Annotated in this window: 13 protein-coding genes; 8 read left to right on the forward strand and 5 right to left on the reverse strand. The window is 71.6% G+C overall.

Annotated features, from left to right (window positions below):
* Nucleotides 1–169: 169 nt before the first annotated feature.
* On the forward strand, nt 170–4,021 hold the full coding sequence (locus tag Ade02nite_RS11205; RefSeq protein WP_203761522.1) for an NACHT domain-containing protein: 3,852 nt from the start codon (nt 170–172) through the stop codon (nt 4,019–4,021).
* On the opposite strand, the gene Ade02nite_RS11210 is transcribed toward Ade02nite_RS11205, so the two are convergent.
* Nucleotides 3,996–4,856 carry a DMT family transporter gene (locus Ade02nite_RS11210; RefSeq protein ID WP_203761523.1) on the reverse strand — a complete coding sequence of 287 codons (861 nt, stop codon included), beginning with the start codon at nt 4,854–4,856 and terminating at the stop codon, nt 3,996–3,998. The genes Ade02nite_RS11205 and Ade02nite_RS11210 overlap by 26 nt on opposite strands.
* A gap of 130 nt (nt 4,857–4,986) precedes the next feature.
* Between Ade02nite_RS11210 and Ade02nite_RS11215 the strand changes: the two genes are divergently transcribed.
* Nucleotides 4,987–5,898, forward strand: a complete 912-nt coding sequence (locus Ade02nite_RS11215) for an aminoglycoside phosphotransferase family protein (RefSeq protein WP_203761524.1) — start codon at nt 4,987–4,989, stop codon at nt 5,896–5,898.
* Between the two features lie 170 nt (nt 5,899–6,068).
* Nucleotides 6,069–7,283, forward strand: coding sequence for a phosphoglycerate dehydrogenase (gene serA, locus Ade02nite_RS11220; RefSeq protein WP_203761525.1), 1,215 nt, complete (start codon nt 6,069–6,071; stop codon nt 7,281–7,283).
* A 35-nt stretch (nt 7,284–7,318) separates the two neighbouring features.
* On the opposite strand, the gene Ade02nite_RS11225 is transcribed toward serA, so the two are convergent.
* Nucleotides 7,319–8,701, reverse strand: coding sequence for a hypothetical protein (locus Ade02nite_RS11225; RefSeq protein WP_203761526.1), 1,383 nt, complete (start codon nt 8,699–8,701; stop codon nt 7,319–7,321).
* Between the two features lie 173 nt (nt 8,702–8,874).
* Nucleotides 8,875–9,531 carry a response regulator gene (locus Ade02nite_RS11230; protein ID WP_203761527.1) on the reverse strand — a complete coding sequence of 219 codons (657 nt, stop codon included), beginning with the start codon at nt 9,529–9,531 and terminating at the stop codon, nt 8,875–8,877.
* A gap of 220 nt (nt 9,532–9,751) precedes the next feature.
* Between Ade02nite_RS11230 and Ade02nite_RS11235 the strand changes: the two genes are divergently transcribed.
* From Ade02nite_RS11235 to Ade02nite_RS11255, 5 genes are all read left to right on the forward strand, one after another.
* Complete coding sequence (locus Ade02nite_RS11235) at nt 9,752–10,219, forward strand: AfsR/SARP family transcriptional regulator (protein ID WP_203761528.1); 468 nt, start codon at nt 9,752–9,754, stop codon at nt 10,217–10,219.
* Entirely contained in the window at nt 10,216–10,812 is a 597-nt protein-coding gene (locus Ade02nite_RS11240; RefSeq protein ID WP_203761529.1) for a class I SAM-dependent methyltransferase, read from the forward strand. The genes Ade02nite_RS11235 and Ade02nite_RS11240 overlap by 4 nt, the downstream gene beginning before the upstream one ends.
* A gap of 92 nt (nt 10,813–10,904) precedes the next feature.
* A complete protein-coding gene (locus Ade02nite_RS11245) occupies nt 10,905–11,384 on the forward strand; it encodes a MarR family winged helix-turn-helix transcriptional regulator (RefSeq protein ID WP_239168684.1) in 480 nt (159 codons plus the stop codon).
* 26 nt (nt 11,385–11,410) lie between these two features.
* Nucleotides 11,411–13,114 carry an MDR family MFS transporter gene (locus tag Ade02nite_RS11250; RefSeq protein ID WP_379035888.1) on the forward strand — a complete coding sequence of 568 codons (1,704 nt, stop codon included), beginning with the start codon at nt 11,411–11,413 and terminating at the stop codon, nt 13,112–13,114.
* 409 nt (nt 13,115–13,523) lie between these two features.
* A complete protein-coding gene (locus Ade02nite_RS11255) occupies nt 13,524–13,838 on the forward strand; it encodes an antibiotic biosynthesis monooxygenase family protein (RefSeq protein ID WP_203761531.1) in 315 nt (104 codons plus the stop codon).
* A 112-nt stretch (nt 13,839–13,950) separates the two neighbouring features.
* Here Ade02nite_RS11255 and Ade02nite_RS11260 read toward each other — a convergent pair whose 3' ends face one another.
* Together Ade02nite_RS11260 and Ade02nite_RS11265 are read right to left on the reverse strand one after the other, a co-directional pair.
* Nucleotides 13,951–14,682 carry a GAF and ANTAR domain-containing protein gene (locus tag Ade02nite_RS11260; protein ID WP_203761532.1) on the reverse strand — a complete coding sequence of 244 codons (732 nt, stop codon included), beginning with the start codon at nt 14,680–14,682 and terminating at the stop codon, nt 13,951–13,953.
* 99 nt (nt 14,683–14,781) lie between these two features.
* The gene (locus Ade02nite_RS11265) at nt 14,782–14,988 is read right to left on the reverse strand and encodes a hypothetical protein (protein WP_203761533.1); all 207 of its coding nucleotides are present in this window, start codon (nt 14,986–14,988) and stop codon (nt 14,782–14,784) included.
* Nucleotides 14,989–15,508: the final 520 nt, after the last annotated feature.

Genomic DNA, 15,508 nt, shown 5'->3' on the forward strand with positions numbered 1-15,508 from the left:
ATCAACATCGATGCGGCACGTTCGTCCCCCCGCATTGGCCCGAACGGCCCATGCCGTCTGTTTACCCAGCTCAGAATGCATCCTGTGGCGTACATGGACGGTCGCAAGAGACGTATCGCAGCGTTCCCGCGCCGTTCACATCGTTGCCGATCCCCCTTACTCTCAGTCAGTGCATCTCGGCGCTCCCCTCGACGAGGCGGACAAGATCAGCTCGGTTGTCGGCGCGGTCGTCGCGGTGCTCACCGCCTTCGGCGTCAGACTCGGCTTTCGGTGGTTCCGGCGTCTTCGCCTGCGAATGCGGTGGCTTCCCGTACGCCGGCTCCCCGAGCCCGCGGTCGAGCGTCTGCTCCAGGCGCAACGGGTCGCGGCGGAACAGTCCACGTACGAACCCTGGCGCTTCGGTCAGCCCTTGCTCGGTGAGACCTACGTCGAGCAGCAGACCGAGGAGCTGCCGTCGGAACGGGCCGAGGAGCCGGCGCGCTTCGACGCAGGCGAGATGCTGGCGAGGTTCCACGACGTCGTGGTGGTCGGCGGCCCCGGCACGGGCAAGTCGACGCTCGCGAACACCCTGGTCCGTGAGTCGGCCGCATTCTGGTCCAGCGCCGGGCGGTTCCGGCCGGCGGCCTCGCCGCTGAGCAGCACGGTCGCCGTGCGGGTGCCGGCCTCCGACCTCGCCCAGGCCAAGGGCGACACCCTCGCGGAGGCACTCGCCGCCCACTTCACGGACTCGGGCATCCCACTCGGCGCCGACACGTTCCGCCGGCAACCGGTGCGGCGGGCGACCTGGCTGATCGTCCTCGACGGCTTCGACGAGGTCCTGTCCTCGGTCGCCCGCAGCCGTCTTCTCACCCTGATCCGACACGAGCTGACGAGCCCGAACCGGACCACGCGGCTCCTCGTCACGAGCCGATCCCCCTTGGAAACCGCCGTCAAGGCCACCGAGCTGCGCCTCTGTGTCTTCGACGACGAGCGCCTCGAGCTCTTCGCCGGGAAGTGGTTCCGGTGCCGGCGCAGCCAGGACCCGCGGGGTGAGGCGGGACGTTTCCTGGCCCGGTTCGGCGCCGGACCGCTGGCGAACCTGATCCGGGTTCCCCTGATGGCCGCCATGGCGGCGGTGATTCACGAGTTCGACCGCGCCGTGCGCCCACCGACTTCCCGGACCGAGCTCTACGAGCAGTTCGTGGACGTTCTCCGCAGATCACGTGGCCCGCTGCCGGAGCTCGGCCGGCCCGAGGCTGCCGTCTGGCTCGGCGAGAACCTCGACGGGCTTCTCGGGGCGACCGCATGCGAAACGATCCGGTCCGGTCCCGGCACGGTTTTCTCGGCGGCTGCCGACTACTGCGCACGGGAGGCACCCGCACCGATCAGGGCGTGGCTGCGCTCGTCCGAGGGTCTAGCCGCCTTGCGCGAGCACCTGCTGGCGACGTCGCTGATCATGTCGGACGGCGTCACCCTCACCTTCATCCATCACAGCGTGGCGGAGTTCCTGGCGGCCTCGGGTCAACCCGCCGATCTGCCGCGCCTGCTCGCGGACATGGGCGATCCGGCCACTCGAAGCTACGCGCTGTTCTGTGTCGCTCGCGCCGGTCTGGCCCCGGCCGCGATCTCCGCTCTCCTCCGGGGACCGGGCAGTGATCCGATCCGGGCCGGCCACCTCCTGCTGGACGGCACGGCCGTCCCGCCCGGGATCCAGCGGCAGGTCGCAGCCGACCTGGGCGACTGCTTGCTGAGCGACGGCGCCACGGCCGGCGAGGCACTGACTCTGCTGGCGGGTCTGGCGGCACTCGACCATGACGTGGCCGACTGGCTCGCCGTGACGGCGAGGTCGCCGCAAACGCCGCCGTGGCCCCGGACACTGATCAGCGACATGATCGCCAACGTCGACGTCACGCTGGGCACCCAGCTGCTGAACGACGTGGCAAAGGATCGGCGGATCGAGGAGCGCTGCCGGCGCTGGGCCGCTCATCGTTTGATCAGCCATGGCGATGTCATGGGTCGTCACCTGCTGAACGGGATGGAGAAACGGGCCGGGCGCGGCGCCTCCACCAACGAGCCCGGCACCTCGCTGGCGATGCTCGCCGACCGGCAGATCGCGATGGACCGGCGACACGGCCTTCCGGTCCGTGCTGAGGCCGCCCTGCGACTGATGGAAGATCCCCGCAACGACGATCCTCACATTCGAGACGTGCTGAGGCGCATATGCCGCGACGGCAACGCGCCCGCCGGCCTCCGCCGCAAGGCCGCGGCCACCCTCGCCTCCCACAGGGCACCGAGCGGCGTCCGCGACATCGAGGAGCTGCTTCGCGACCGGGCGACCCCCGAGGACACGATGGCAACCGTTGTCGAGACGTTGGCCACCGCGGCCGGAGACGAGGCCATCGGCATCCTGGAGGCGATGGCGACGGATCCGTCCGTTCCGCTGGCGACCCGCACCTCGATTCTGACGAGCTCCCGGCTCAGCCTCGACTACAGCCTGCCGAAGCGGGTCGCGCTCGATCCCACGGCGGAGCCGGAGCTGCGCACCGAGGCCGTCCGCTTCTTTCGGAACCACGGCGGGGGCCACGGCGCGATACACGCCCTGTGCACGGATCGGAGCGCTCCGCAACCGACCCGCGCTCTCGTGATCGACACCATGCGCCTCGGCTCCTGCCCGGAAGATCTACCCCTGCTCCGCCACGTCGCCACCGATCCTCGGGACGATGGCATACTGCGCCTCCACGCCGCCAAGGTCCTGCTGGATCGCGGCGACCCGGCCGCCGAGACCGTGCTCCGCGACCTGGCAAGAGGCCGGCACGCCGACTGGTGGCTCGCCCGCGGCGCCGCGGATCTGCTGCAAGCTCCCGCGCCCTCCGCTCCGTCGGCTGAAGCCGCCGAGCAGATCGCGATCGGGCTCGCCGACGAGCCGGATACTCCCTTCGCCGTGCTGGACGACCCGGCGGTCCTCCGCAAGCAGGTGGCCGACCACAAATTCGAGATCTACGACCGCAGAGCGGCCGCATCCCGCCTCCTGAGCATGGCGGAAGCCTCCCAGGCAGAGTGGGTCATCCACTTCGCCTGGAGTCAGGACGGCACGAGCACACGCCGTTCCGAGGACGTCGACGAGCTTCAGGACCTGGTGGTCGACCACCTCTCCTCCCGGCCGAACTCGCTGGACCGCTGCCGGGCCCTGGTGCTCGATCCTCGCTCCGGCCCTCGGGCACGCGGACGTCTGGCCATGCACCTCCTGCGCGTGGGGGACGGATCCGACCTGACACGCGTACGGCCACTGGCCCTGGAAACGGAGATCAGAATCGAGGTGCGAGAGATCATCGTCGAAGACCTGCTCCACCGGCTGGAGCCCGACGACGTGGACGCACTTGTCGATGCGGCACTCCAGCCACGCAACGCTGATCTCACCCGGCTGGTTGTCCGGCGTCTGCTGGCCGCGAACAAGCACCGAGCCGTGCGGAGGCTGTGGCCGGCTCTCTCGGATTCCGGGTACGACGACGGGACACGCCTCGCGATCGGCGAGACGCTCGCCTGGAACGGCAGTACCGCTGATCAGGACGAGTTGCGACGGCTCATCTCGACCGAGGGAATCCGGCCGTGGGAGCGGCTCAGGTTCGCCGAGATCCTCAGTCACCGCGGCGACACGGTGGCCCGCCGGGTGCTCAGACAGCTCGCCTGCGACGACGACCTCGATGGGGACGCCCGGGCCAAGGCGCTGGCGTTGATCGCCGTGCCGCGCGAGGCCGCGGATACCGAGGCGGTTCGCCAGGTGGCTCTCGATCGCCTCGCGCCGGACACGCTGCGCCGATCGGCGATGCACAGCCTGGGCGACCTCGGCACGACCGACGAACTTCGCGTGATCCGGGCGATCGGCGCCGACGCCCGCAACCCCGTCGAGCTGCGGCGCCTGGCCGGCGAGACCCTTGCCGAGCTGGGCGATCGGGCCGGCCTCGCGATCCTCGACGCGCTGAGCGCTCCGGGGCCGCACGCCGCGGGCCGGTCGTGGCTCATACCGGGGATCGCGCGTCACTGACCTCCGGCGGGCGGGCCGCGCCCGACGGCGCGGCCGTGCGGCGGGCCAGGCCGATCACGCCGGCGGTCATGACGATCGCGGCGAGGCCGACGACCACGAGGCCGGCGGTGCCGAAGCGGAAGCCCTCGTCGTAGACGATGACGCCGGCCGTCGCGGCCACGAGCGGGTTCGAGACGCTCACCGTGGCCAGCGGGGCGGCGAGCCCGGCGCCGCGGTAGGAGAACTGACCCAGCAGGTAACCGCCCACCGCGAAGATCACCACGAGCGCGAGGAGCAGGGCCGGCACCGAGCGCAGACCCTCGCCGGTGACGCCGCCGATCACCGCCTTGGAGAGCACCGACGAGATGCCGAACGCCGTGCCGGCGGCCGCCGCGAGCAGGACCCCTCGCATGCGCGGGCCGCAGCGCCAGGCCACCAGCGCGAGCACGCAGACGGCGCCGGCGGTGATCAGCCCGATCTCGCCGCTCTCGGCCGTGGTGAGCAGCGACGGCTCGGCCGACTCCACCGACAGCGACAGGATCAGGGCCAGGCCCGCGACGGTCAGGACGGCGTCGGCCCAGGCGGCGGCGCTGAGCTTCACGCCGTACCGCACCCGGGCGATGGGCAGCGCGAAGAGCAACGTGAGCGTGCCGAGCGCCTGCACGACCGCGACCGTGCCGAAGTCGAGGGCGACCAGGTGCAGAGCCGCGCCGCCGCCGGTCAGCAGCAGGGCCGCCGCCCAGCGCGACAACCCGCGCTGGCCGTGCTCGGCCAGCCGCTCCTGCGCCACCGCCGCGGCCGCGTAGCTGGCCGCGGACAGCACCGACAGCACGACCGCCCACCCCAGCGAAGCCATGGCACCCCTTGCCTAAGTCTGCCAGCAGCCGCATACCCCCGAGGCCCGACAAGAATGCACGAAAGGGACATCGGGCCAGGGCCGGGAAATGCGGTCGCCCCGGCTCGCCGGGAGCTGTCACGATCGGCGCATGGTGCCCGCGTCGGGGAAGCGAATCACGTGGCTCGAGCTGCCCGAGGCCGTCCGTGCCCGGGTCGAGCGGATCGTCGGTGGCCGGGTGACCGGCGCCGACTCCCAGCCGGGCGGGTTCTCCCCCGGCAGCGCCGACCGCGTGATCACCGACCGTGGCCGGCGCGCCTTCGTCAAGGCGGTCGCGGCGACCATCAACGCGCGGTCCGCCGAGCTCGCCCGCCAGGAGATGCGCATCACAGCGCTGCTGCCCGAGGCGGCGCCCGCGCCCCGCCTGATCGAGGGCTTCGAGGACGGCGAGTGGGTCGTGCTCGTGTTCGAGGACGTCGAGGGCGCTCACCCCCGTACCCCCTGGGTCGAGAGCGAGATCGACGCTGCCGTGACGGCCCTCGCCGAGCTGGCCCGGCTGACCACGCCGGCCCCACCCGGACTGCCGCGGGCGGCCGACGAGTTCGCCGGCAACTTCGAGGGCTGGGACAGGATCACCGCCGACCCGCCCGCCGACCTCGACCCGTGGCTGCGCGACCACCTGCCGGAGCTGCGGGCCGCCTCCGCCCGGACGATCGACCGGTTGCGCACCGGGGACACGCTCACCCACTGCGACGTGCGCGCCGACAACATGCTGGTCCGCCCGGACGGCCGCCTGGTGATCGTCGACTGGCCGTGGGCGTCGGCCGGGCCGGACTGGTGGGACCGCGTCATCCTGGCGGCGAACGTCTGGGTGCACGGCGGAGACCCCGTACGAGTGATCGAGGGTATCGACCGGCGGATCGTCACCGACTCCTTCGCCGCGTTCGCGGGCATGTTCTTCGACATCTGCCGCCTGCCGCCGCCGCCCGGCATCCCGACCGTGCGGGCCTTCCAGCGCTGGCAGGCCGACGCCCTTCTGCCCTGGTTGAAGGCCGAGATGTGAACCGTTGAAAGGTCACCTCCGTATCTGTGCCCGCACGGCGACATGGGTGCAACCACCAGATGGGAGGTCGAGCACACCCGCCCGGGCGGGTCACGACAGGGCATTAGGCTGGGTGGTCGGGCTTCGGCGTGGCGGCCCGGACGGCCAAATCTCACACGGAACGGAACACAATGATCGACGAGGCCAAGGTGCGAGTCCTTCTCCTGGAGAGCATCCATCCCGACGCGGTGACCCGGCTCGAGTCCGAGGGATACGCCGTCGAGTCCGTCCGCAACGCCCTCGACGAGTCCGAGCTGATCGAGCGCATCGCCGGCGTCCACCTGCTGGGCATCAGGTCCAAGACGCGCGTCACCGCCAAGGTCCTCGAGGCCGCCGACAAGCTCGTCGCGATCGGCGCCTTCTGCATCGGCACCGACCAGATCGACCTGACCGCCGCGTCGGCGAACGGCGTCGCGGTCTTCAACGCGCCGTTCTCCAACACCCGCTCGGTGGTCGAGCTCGCCATCGCCGAGATCATCGCGATGACGCGGCGCCTCACCGAGAAGAACGCGCTGATGCACCAGGGCGTCTGGGACAAGTCGGCCGACGGCGCCCACGAGATCCGCGGCCGCCGCCTCGGCATCGTCGGCTACGGCAACATCGGCACCCAGCTCTCCGTCCTCGCCGAGAACCTCGGCATGCACGTGTCGTTCTACGACACCGCCGACAAGCTGGCGCTGAGCAACGCGCACCGCTGCGCCTCGATCGAGGAGCTGCTGGAGACCAGCGACATCGTCACGATCCACGTCGACGGCCGCCCCGGCAACGCCGGCTTCTTCGGCGCCGAGCAGTTCAAGCGCATGCGCGAGGGCTCGCTCTTCCTCAACCTGTCGCGCGGCATCGTGGTCGACCACGTCGCCCTGCGCGAGGCCCTCGAGAGCGGCCATCTGGCCGGCGCCGCGGTCGACGTCTTCCCCACCGAGCCCAAGGGCCGCGGCGACGAGTTCGTCTCCGAGCTGCGCGGCCTGCCCAACGTCATCCTCACCCCGCACATCGGCGGGTCGACCGAGGAGGCGCAGTCCGACATCGGCGGTTTCGTGGCCAACAAGCTGGCCTCGTTCGTCGAGGAGGGCAACACCACGCTCAGTGTGAATCTCCCCGGCGTCGCCCTGCCCGAGCAGGCCGGGCAGAGCCGGATCGGGCACGTGCACATCAACACCCCGGGCGTCCTGGCCCAGGTCAACAGCATCCTGGCCGAGCACAAGGTGAACGTCGAGGGCCAGTTGCTGAGCACCCGCGGCGAGTACGGCTACCTGATCACCGACATCAGCGGCGGCTTCAGCGACGAGGTGCTCGAGCGGCTGCGCGCCATGGAGCAGACGGTCCGCCTGCGCGTCCTGTCCTGACGTCGTCGTCCGGGAGGGCTCGGCCCTCCCGGACCTCAGGCGTTCGTGACCGTCAACGCGGTGATCGGGGCTCCCGCGACGGCGTCGTAGCGGTTCTGCACCGCCCAGCCCTTCGGCGTGAGCGTCGACCCGGCGGCGACATCATTGAGCGTACGAGTGCCGGCCACGACCTTCTGCGCGCCGCCACCGACCTTGACCCGCACCGGGCTGTCCGCGGGCGTCCGCACGACCAGCCGCTCCACCGCACCATTGATCTTGATCGGTACGGTGCCGGACGGCCGGGACAGGGTCAGCTCGGCCGCCCGCATCCCGCCGACCATCTCGATGCCGCTGATCTGGCCGCCGCTGAGGTCGATGGTCTGCTCCTCGGCATAGCCCGAGAACCGCAGTTGCCAATTGACCTTCGCGGCCAGCACCACGTCGATCTCGCCGCCGGTGCCGTCGCCGTCCCGGGTCACCTGCAGCTTCACGTCGTCGTTGCGGACGATCGGGCTGGGCAGGAAGCCGGCGTCCTCCGGAGTGGAGATGCGGTAGAGATCGTCGCCGAGCTCGCCGATCGTGACGGTGACCTTGTTACTGGCGGCGAGCAGTTCAAAGCTTGCCTTCGTACGGTTGTCGAGCGGCGCGGTGGCGGTGCGCTTGCCGTTGTCGCCGGCGCCGAGCTGGAGCACGGAGTCGAGCTTGTCGTCGGAGCCGGTGAAGTAGACGACGCCGACGGCGCTGCCCGCGACCAGCACGATGAGGCTGAGCAGCACGATGCCGACGGTGACGCCGCGCGACTGGCGGGCCGGCGGCGCGACGGCGGGCTGCGCGGCCTGCTGCTTGGCGGCGGGCTCCGCGGGCGGCCTCGCGAAGAACTCGGCGTCCGGGAGATCGAGGCCGCGCGGGGGTGTGTCCGACATGGTCAGCCGGCGCTCGGCGGTGTCGCCCAGGGCCGGGCGGCGCTGGGCCGTGTCGCCCAGAGGGAGCCTGCGCTCGGCGGTGTCGCCCACGGGTGGCCGGCGGCCGGCCGTGTCGCCCACGGGTGGCCGGCGGCCGGCCGTGTCACTCAGGGGTGACCGGCGGTTGGCGATGTCGCTCTGCCGCCGGATCGGCAGCTCGACCGCGATCGGCTCCGGGGCCGCCGGAGTCTTGTCGTACACCGCCGCTGCCGGCGTGTCGTTGCTCATCGGGGCGGGCGAGGTGGGTGACGCCGGGTGCCGGACCGGTGAGATCGGACTGTCGGTGAAGCCGAACGACGCGCGGCTGGGCGTCTCGGCGGAAGCGGCCGGTGTGCCATCGGCCGGGCCGCCGACGGGGATGCCGGCCGGTGCCGGCGGGCTGCCGTTGAACCACGACGAGCCACTCGCCTCCGGCCGCGCGGGCGGCCGCCGGTAGATGGTGTCCCGGCTCCCCGCACCCGGCTCGGCAACCGCCACATCGGACGGTGCCCCGCCAGCCGCTGCTCGGTCAGCTGCTGTTCGGTCCACGCCAATCCTCCCCTGCCGTCGCCGCCGACGCGGCCACGAAAGCCGCCATCCTCAGCGGCACCCCGCGAACAGGTACGGATTTCACGTCTTCCCGGATGAGTACCGGCGAGAACTACTTAGCGTTACGGCCGGCCGGGGCGGACCAGGCCCCGCCGGGTCGCGATCGCGACCGCCTCGAGCTGGCTGTGCGCCCCGAGCTTCGCCAGCACCGCCTTCACGTAGCCACGGCAGGTGTGCAGGCTGATACCGAGCCGCCGGGCGATCGCCCGCGCGTCCAGGCCCGCGGCCATGAGCTGGAGCACCTCGTCCTCACGGGCGGTCAGGCCGCCGCCGCGCGGGCCGACGACGGGGCTCGTGCTGCGCAGCAGGCGGGCGAGGATGTCGGTGGAGACCGTCATGCCGCCGCCGTGCGCCGTGCGCAGGGCGTTGAGCACGTCGCCGAGCGCGCCGTTCTTGGACAGGAAGCCGGCCGCGCCGGCCGCCGTCGCCCGGCCGACGAGCGCCTGCTCCTCGCTGGCAGTGAGGATCACCACACGTGTGTCCGGCTGCCGCACGCGGAGCAGTTCCGCGATGGCAATACCGTCCGCATCGGACAAATCGGGGTCGAGGAGGATCACGTTCGGCTGGAGCTCGGCCGCCAGCCGCAGCGCCTCCGCACCCGTCAGCGCATGCCCCACATACCTGAGGTCGGGCTGCCCGGCCAGGGCATGTCCCAGCAGCTCGGCGAAGGTCTGGTGGCCGTCGACGACGAGAACGCTGATCGCATCGCCGTTACTCATGCGCCACCTTTCTCGAACCGGACCCGTGGAAGTCTAAGGAGTACCAGCTCTCATCTTTGCCCTACCAACAGACGGCGGCTGCACCGGGCCGGATCCGTTCGACCGGTACGCCCGATGATCGGTTGAGGCCAAGCGGACGTGATCACCAGTCTTTCGGGTGAGTTGACCCCCCGCATTGGGGCTTGCCGGGCCGGGTTCCTCGATTGCAGAGTTCCGAAACATGTTCGACATCCAGCTTTTCGGCCGGGTCGAGGTCCGGACCAGGGGCACCCTCCTGGCCGGTCACGATCTCGGCGGAGACCGCCCTCGCCGCCTGCTCGCCCTGCTCGCCTTGCGGGGTCCGCAGTCGACGGCGGAGCTGGCCGACGCGCTGGAAGAAAAGAACAATGACATTGAGTCCGACATGTCCGTTCTCCAGGACAAGATGGAGCCGATGATCCATCGCCATCGTGGACGCTGGTCGCTCGACCCCGACCAGGTCCGCGTCGACGTGCACCGGTTCGACGAGCTGCTCGCCGCCGCCGCGGGCCGGCCCGCCGAGCGGGCGCTCAAGCCGCTGACCGCTGCCACGTTCCTGGCGGCCCGCCCCCTGCTCGAGGACGAGGACACCCCGTGGGCCGCCGAGGCCCGGGCCGCGTACAGGGCGAAGCTCGTCACCGCGAGGGCGGGCAGCACAATCACCGTGTGAAGGTCGCGACGAGGCTGCTGCCCGTACCCCTGACGCCGGAGATCTCCCTGCACCTGGCCGGCGGCGAGGTGGGCCTTTTCGACCTGACCGGCGGCGAGTTCCGCAGCGACGAGCCGCCGCCGTTCTGGGCCTTCGTCTGGGCGGGCGGCCAGGCCCTCGCCCGCTACCTGCTCGACCACCCGGACGAGGTGCGCGGCCGGACCGTGCACGACCTCGCCACCGGCAGCGGGGTGGCCGCGATCGCCGCCGCGCTGGCCGGGGCCGCCTCGGTGGCCGCCTCCGACCTCGATCCCGCGGCCGTGGCGGCGGCCCAGCGCAACGCCGCCGCCAACCACGTCACGCTGCGTACCGAGGCGACGGGCGCCGATGTCCTGCTCGCCGGCGACGTCTTCTACAGCCCGACGGTCGCCGAGACCATGACCACCCTCCTGCGCGGCGCCCGCCGGAACAACCAGCAGGTCCTGGTTGGCGACCCCGGCCGCGGGTATTTCCCGGAACGGCTCTTCACCAAGGTCGCCGAGTACGTCGTGCCCGTGCCGGCCGCCCTGGAGGAGACCGAGACGCTCGTCACAGGCGTCTGGCAGATGCGCTGATCGTCATCCACGGTCGGTCAAATCTGAGATGCTTTCATCACCCAACCAGTTGTAGGCTGCAAGCAATCAAAGACCTCACAGGACGGCACGCCGTGGACGATTCGGACGCCCTCCCGCAGCTCGCCGAGGAACTTGTCCGGTTCCACCGTCTCGCGACGCGGAGCAGGAGCATGCTCAGCGTGGGCGACCTCGGTGCGGAGTTCTCCGCGCTGATGCTGCTCTTCCCGCTGCGTCACAAGGGCCCCATGCGCGCCACCGACCTCGCCGAGATCAAGCAGGCCGACCCCTCCACGATCAGCCGGCAGGTCGCGCAGCTGGTGAAGGCGGGCCTGGCCCGCCGCGAGGCCGACCCGGTGGACGGCCGGGCGTCGCGCCTCGCCATCACCGAGGCCGGGCTCGCCGCCTGTGTGCAGCTCGAGGCCGCCCGGCAGGCGTGGCTCCGCGAGGCGCTCGAGGGATGGCCGGCCGAGCGGATCGCCACCTTCGCCGGCCTCTTCGCACAATTCAACAGCTCGGTCGAGGCGCGTCTGCGCAACGAGCCGGCCGCAACTCCACCACGGGAGAACGCGTGAGCAACCCCACCACCAAACCAGCGTCCGTGGAATTCACCCATCGGCAGATCCTCACGATCCTCGCCGGCCTGATGATGGGCATGTTCCTCGCCGCGCTGGACCAGACGATCATGGCGACGGCCACCCGTACCATCGCCGACGACCTGCACGGCTTCAACATCCAGGCGTGGGCCACGACGGCCTTCCTCATCACGTCGACGATCTCGACGCCGCTGTACGGCAAGCTCTCCGACCTCTACGGCCGGCGCCCGTTCTTCCTGTTCGCCATCGGCATCTTCGTCGTGGGCTCGTTCCTCTGCGGCCTCTCGCAGAACATGTACGAGCTGGCGGCGTTCCGCGCGATCCAGGGCATCGGCGCCGGCGGCCTCATGTCGCTGGCGCTGGCGATCATCGGTGACATCGTGCCGCCCCGCGAGCGCGCCAAGTACCAGGGCTACTTCCTGGCCGTCTTCGGCACCGCGAGCGTCCTCGGCCCGATCCTGGGCGGCTTCTTCGCCGGCGCCGACACCATCCTGTGGGTCGACGGCTGGCGCTGGGTCTTCTACCTGAACGTGCCGATCGGCATCGCGGCCATGGCCGTCGTCGCCCGGGTGCTGCACCTGCCCCACCAGCGCGTCGACCACCGCATCGACTGGCCCGGCGCGCTCGCGCTCATCGTCGGCCTGGTGCCCCTGCTGACCGTCGCCGAGCAGGGCCGCGACTGGGGCTGGGACTCGGGCCGCGCGTTCGCGTGCTACATCATCGGCGCGGTCGGCCTCGTCGCGTTCGTGATCGCCGAACGGGCGTACGGCGAAGAGGCCCTGCTGCCCCTGCGCCTCTTCCGCAACCGCACGGTCAGCGTCGGCGCGACCTCCAGCACGATCCTCGGCATGGCGATGTTCGGCGGCCTCATGACCGTCCCGCTCTACCTGCAGATCGTGAAGGGCTCCTCGGCCACCATGGCCGGCCTCCAGATGATCCCGTTCGTCTTCGGCATCATGTCCGGCTCGATCATCTCGGGTCAGCTCATCGCCCGGACCGGCCGCTACCGCGTCTTCCCGATCATCGGCAGCGTCCTGATGGTCGCCGCCCTCGGCCTGTTCGCCACGATCGGCGCCGACACCCCGCTGTGGCGCACCATGCTGATCATGGTGCTGATGGGCCTCGGCCTCGGCGGCAACATGCAGCCCATGATCACCGCGGTGCAGAACGCGGTCTCCCCGCGCGAGATCGGCGTGGCCACCAGCTCGGTGACGTTCTTCCGCTCCATGGGCGGCACCCTCGGCACCGCCATCTTCCTGTCGGTCCTCTTCAACGTGCTCCCCGGCAAGATCAATGACGCCTTCACGGCGGCCCGCAGCACCCCCGAGTTCCAGCAGGCCCTGGCCGCCGACCCGGCACAGGCGCAGACCTTGCAGCAGGCCACCGCGGGCGGCGGCGACCTGAGCGACACGTCGTTCCTCAACAAGCTCTCCGACGTGATCGCCCACCCGTTCAAGGTCGGTTTCTCCGACGGCATCCAGGTCGTCTTCCTGCTCGCCCTGGCCGTCATGATCGTCGGCCTGATCGTGGTCTTCTTCCTGCCGGAGATCCCGCTGAGCCTCCGCTCGGCCCAGCAGCAACGAGCCGACGACATCCTCGCCGCCGAGAACAGCGACGGCGTCCCCGGCGAGGTGGGCGCCGGCCCCCTCCGCGACAAGCCCGCTCCCGACGCGACAGAAGCGGTCCCCGCGGGCAAAGACAAGAGCTGACAGCCCCGGGGCAGCGGGAGGCCGGACGTCCCGCCTCCCGCTGCCCCCGCTTCCCGACGCGGCCGGGCCGTCCCCGTCTCCCGGTCTCCGACGCGGCCAGACGTCCCTCCTGCGCTGCCCCTGCTTCCCGACGCGGCGGACGCCAGACCTCCCGCTCTTGCCGCTTCCCGAACGCGGCCGGACGTCCGGCCTCCGCTACACCTGCTTTCCGACCCCGGCCAGACGTCCCGTCTCCGCCTCCCTTGCTTTGCGACCCCGGCCGGACGCCCACCTCTCGTTCTTCCCGCCTCCTGACCCCGCCGTCCGCCAAGCCCGAACCTCGGCCAGGCGCAAGGCGGACAAAAAGGGCGCGCTTCGCGGCCTGTGGACAACTCCGGCCGCGCTCAGGCCGGGGCAGTAGCGTTGCGGCATGGCTGTTGTGAAGATCAACGCGATTGACGTCCCCGAGGGCGCCGGCCCCGAACTGGAGAAGCGCTTCGCCGCCCGCCAGGGCGCCGTCGAGAACGCGCCCGGTTTCCTCGCCTTCGAGCTGCTCCGCCCGGTGGCCGGCGAGAGCCGCTACTTCGTCTACACCCGGTGGGAGACCGAGGAGGACTTCCAGGCCTGGTCCGCCGGCAGCGGCCGAGCCGCCCACTCCGGCGAGCGCAGCAAGCCCGTCGCCGGCGGCGCCTCCCTGCTCGAGTTCGACGTCGTCCAGCACGTCGAAAAGCCCCCGGCCGAGTAGGCCGGCCACCTCCAAGCCCTCGGCCGACCAAGCCGACCACCAGATCGGCACGGCCGCCCGGTCAGGCTTGCGGGCGGCCGTGCCGATCAGGCGTTGCGGGCGGCCAACGCGATCAGGCGTTGCGGGCGGCGACGGCTATCAGGCGGTCGGCCACGGTGCGGCGGTCGAGGCCGAGGCGCTGGGCCGTGTCGCGGAGGACGTCGTGGGCCTCCTGCACGCCGCAGCCTCGCTGGGCGATGATGACGCCGATGGCGTGGTCGACGGTGGCGCCGGCGCTGAGGGCGTCGCGGCGGCGCAGCTCGTCGAGCAGGACCTCGGCCTGGCTGGCGAGGGCCATGGCGATCAGCAGGCGGTCGGGGCCGGGCGCGCCAGGCTCGTCGAAGTACAGGCTCAGCGCGCCCACCTCGGCGCGGGGCAGGTCGAGTGGGATCGCGGCCATGGCGTGGACGCGCTCGGCGCGGGCGGCCTCGGCCAGGTCGGGCCAGCGCAGGTCCGTGGCCAGGTCGGGGACGGTGACGAGCGTGCGGGTGCGCGCCGCCTCCAGGCCGGGGCCGGGAGTGCCCTGGGCGTACTGCAGGGTGTCGACGCTCTCGCCCGCCGGGCCGTGACCCGCCTGGGCCGGCGGGCCGCCCTCGCCGATCAGGGCGACCGAGCAACGGACCGTGCCGGGGACGGCGCCGGCGGTGAACTCGGCGAGCCGTTCCAGGGCCGGGGTGACGCCCTCGGCGGAGAGTAACCGGGCCGACAGCTCGTGCAGCAGGCCGGCCAGCTCGAGCGGGTGCGGACCGGTCGGGTCCACGGTCCGGCCGGCGGCCGCACGGGCACGGCCGGGCCGGGTCAGCACTCGGGCGGGTCCGCGCTTCGGGGTCGAAACCCGGCGATTTGGGGCAGGCACGCGGGGGATCCTGCCATGACCATCGAAGAACACGTAAGTCTTGTGTCTCTACCGGGTGATTTCGCCGGTTTCCGAGGCCTCGCCGGAGCTGCGCCGCTCCAGGAACGAGTCCGGCGCCGCGCCGGGCTGCTCCTCCCGCTCGTCCGACTCGGCGAGGATCGCCTCCGCCTGCGCCCGCGGGTCCGCGCTGCCCCCTCCCGCCTGCTCCTCGGGGAGCAGATCGGCGGCACGCCGCCCGATCCGGTCATCAGTCATGAGGGACGCGGTACCCGCCTCGCCCTTCACCCCAAACCCGCAAATGACCATCACCACCCGACGGAGCAACCCGAAGCACCAGCGGACGGCAAAGGGTGGCTGCCGGCTGGGGTGGCCGGGAGAGGGCGGGAAGGGTGGCTAGGACAGCGGCCGGGAAGGGTGGCCCAGAGAAGGACCGGAAAGGGGCGGCCAGGAGGGCGGCGGCGGCCAAAGGGTGCGGCCGGGAGCCGGCTGCGGCCCTGAGGAGTCGTCGGGAGCCGGCGGCGGCCAGGAGGGCGGCTGCTCGCAGGGCTGCCGCCCAGGAGGGGCGAGGCCAGGAAGCGAGCGGCGGCCGCGCAGGGCTGGTGGGCGGAGGCTGCCGGGAAAGGCGCCGCGGAGGGAGAAAGGGTGCGCCGCCCTCGGCGGGCCGGGGGCGGCGCGGGTGTCGGTGTGCAGGTCGCCTCGCGGCGAGTGGCTCATCACGGCTCCAGCCGAACGGTATTCCGTGAAGGCAATGGGTGAGGCCCGGGGACACTGGGCA

It is taken from the genome of Paractinoplanes deccanensis, from assembly GCF_016862115.1.
GTDB classification, from domain to species: domain Bacteria; phylum Actinomycetota; class Actinomycetes; order Mycobacteriales; family Micromonosporaceae; genus Actinoplanes; species Actinoplanes deccanensis.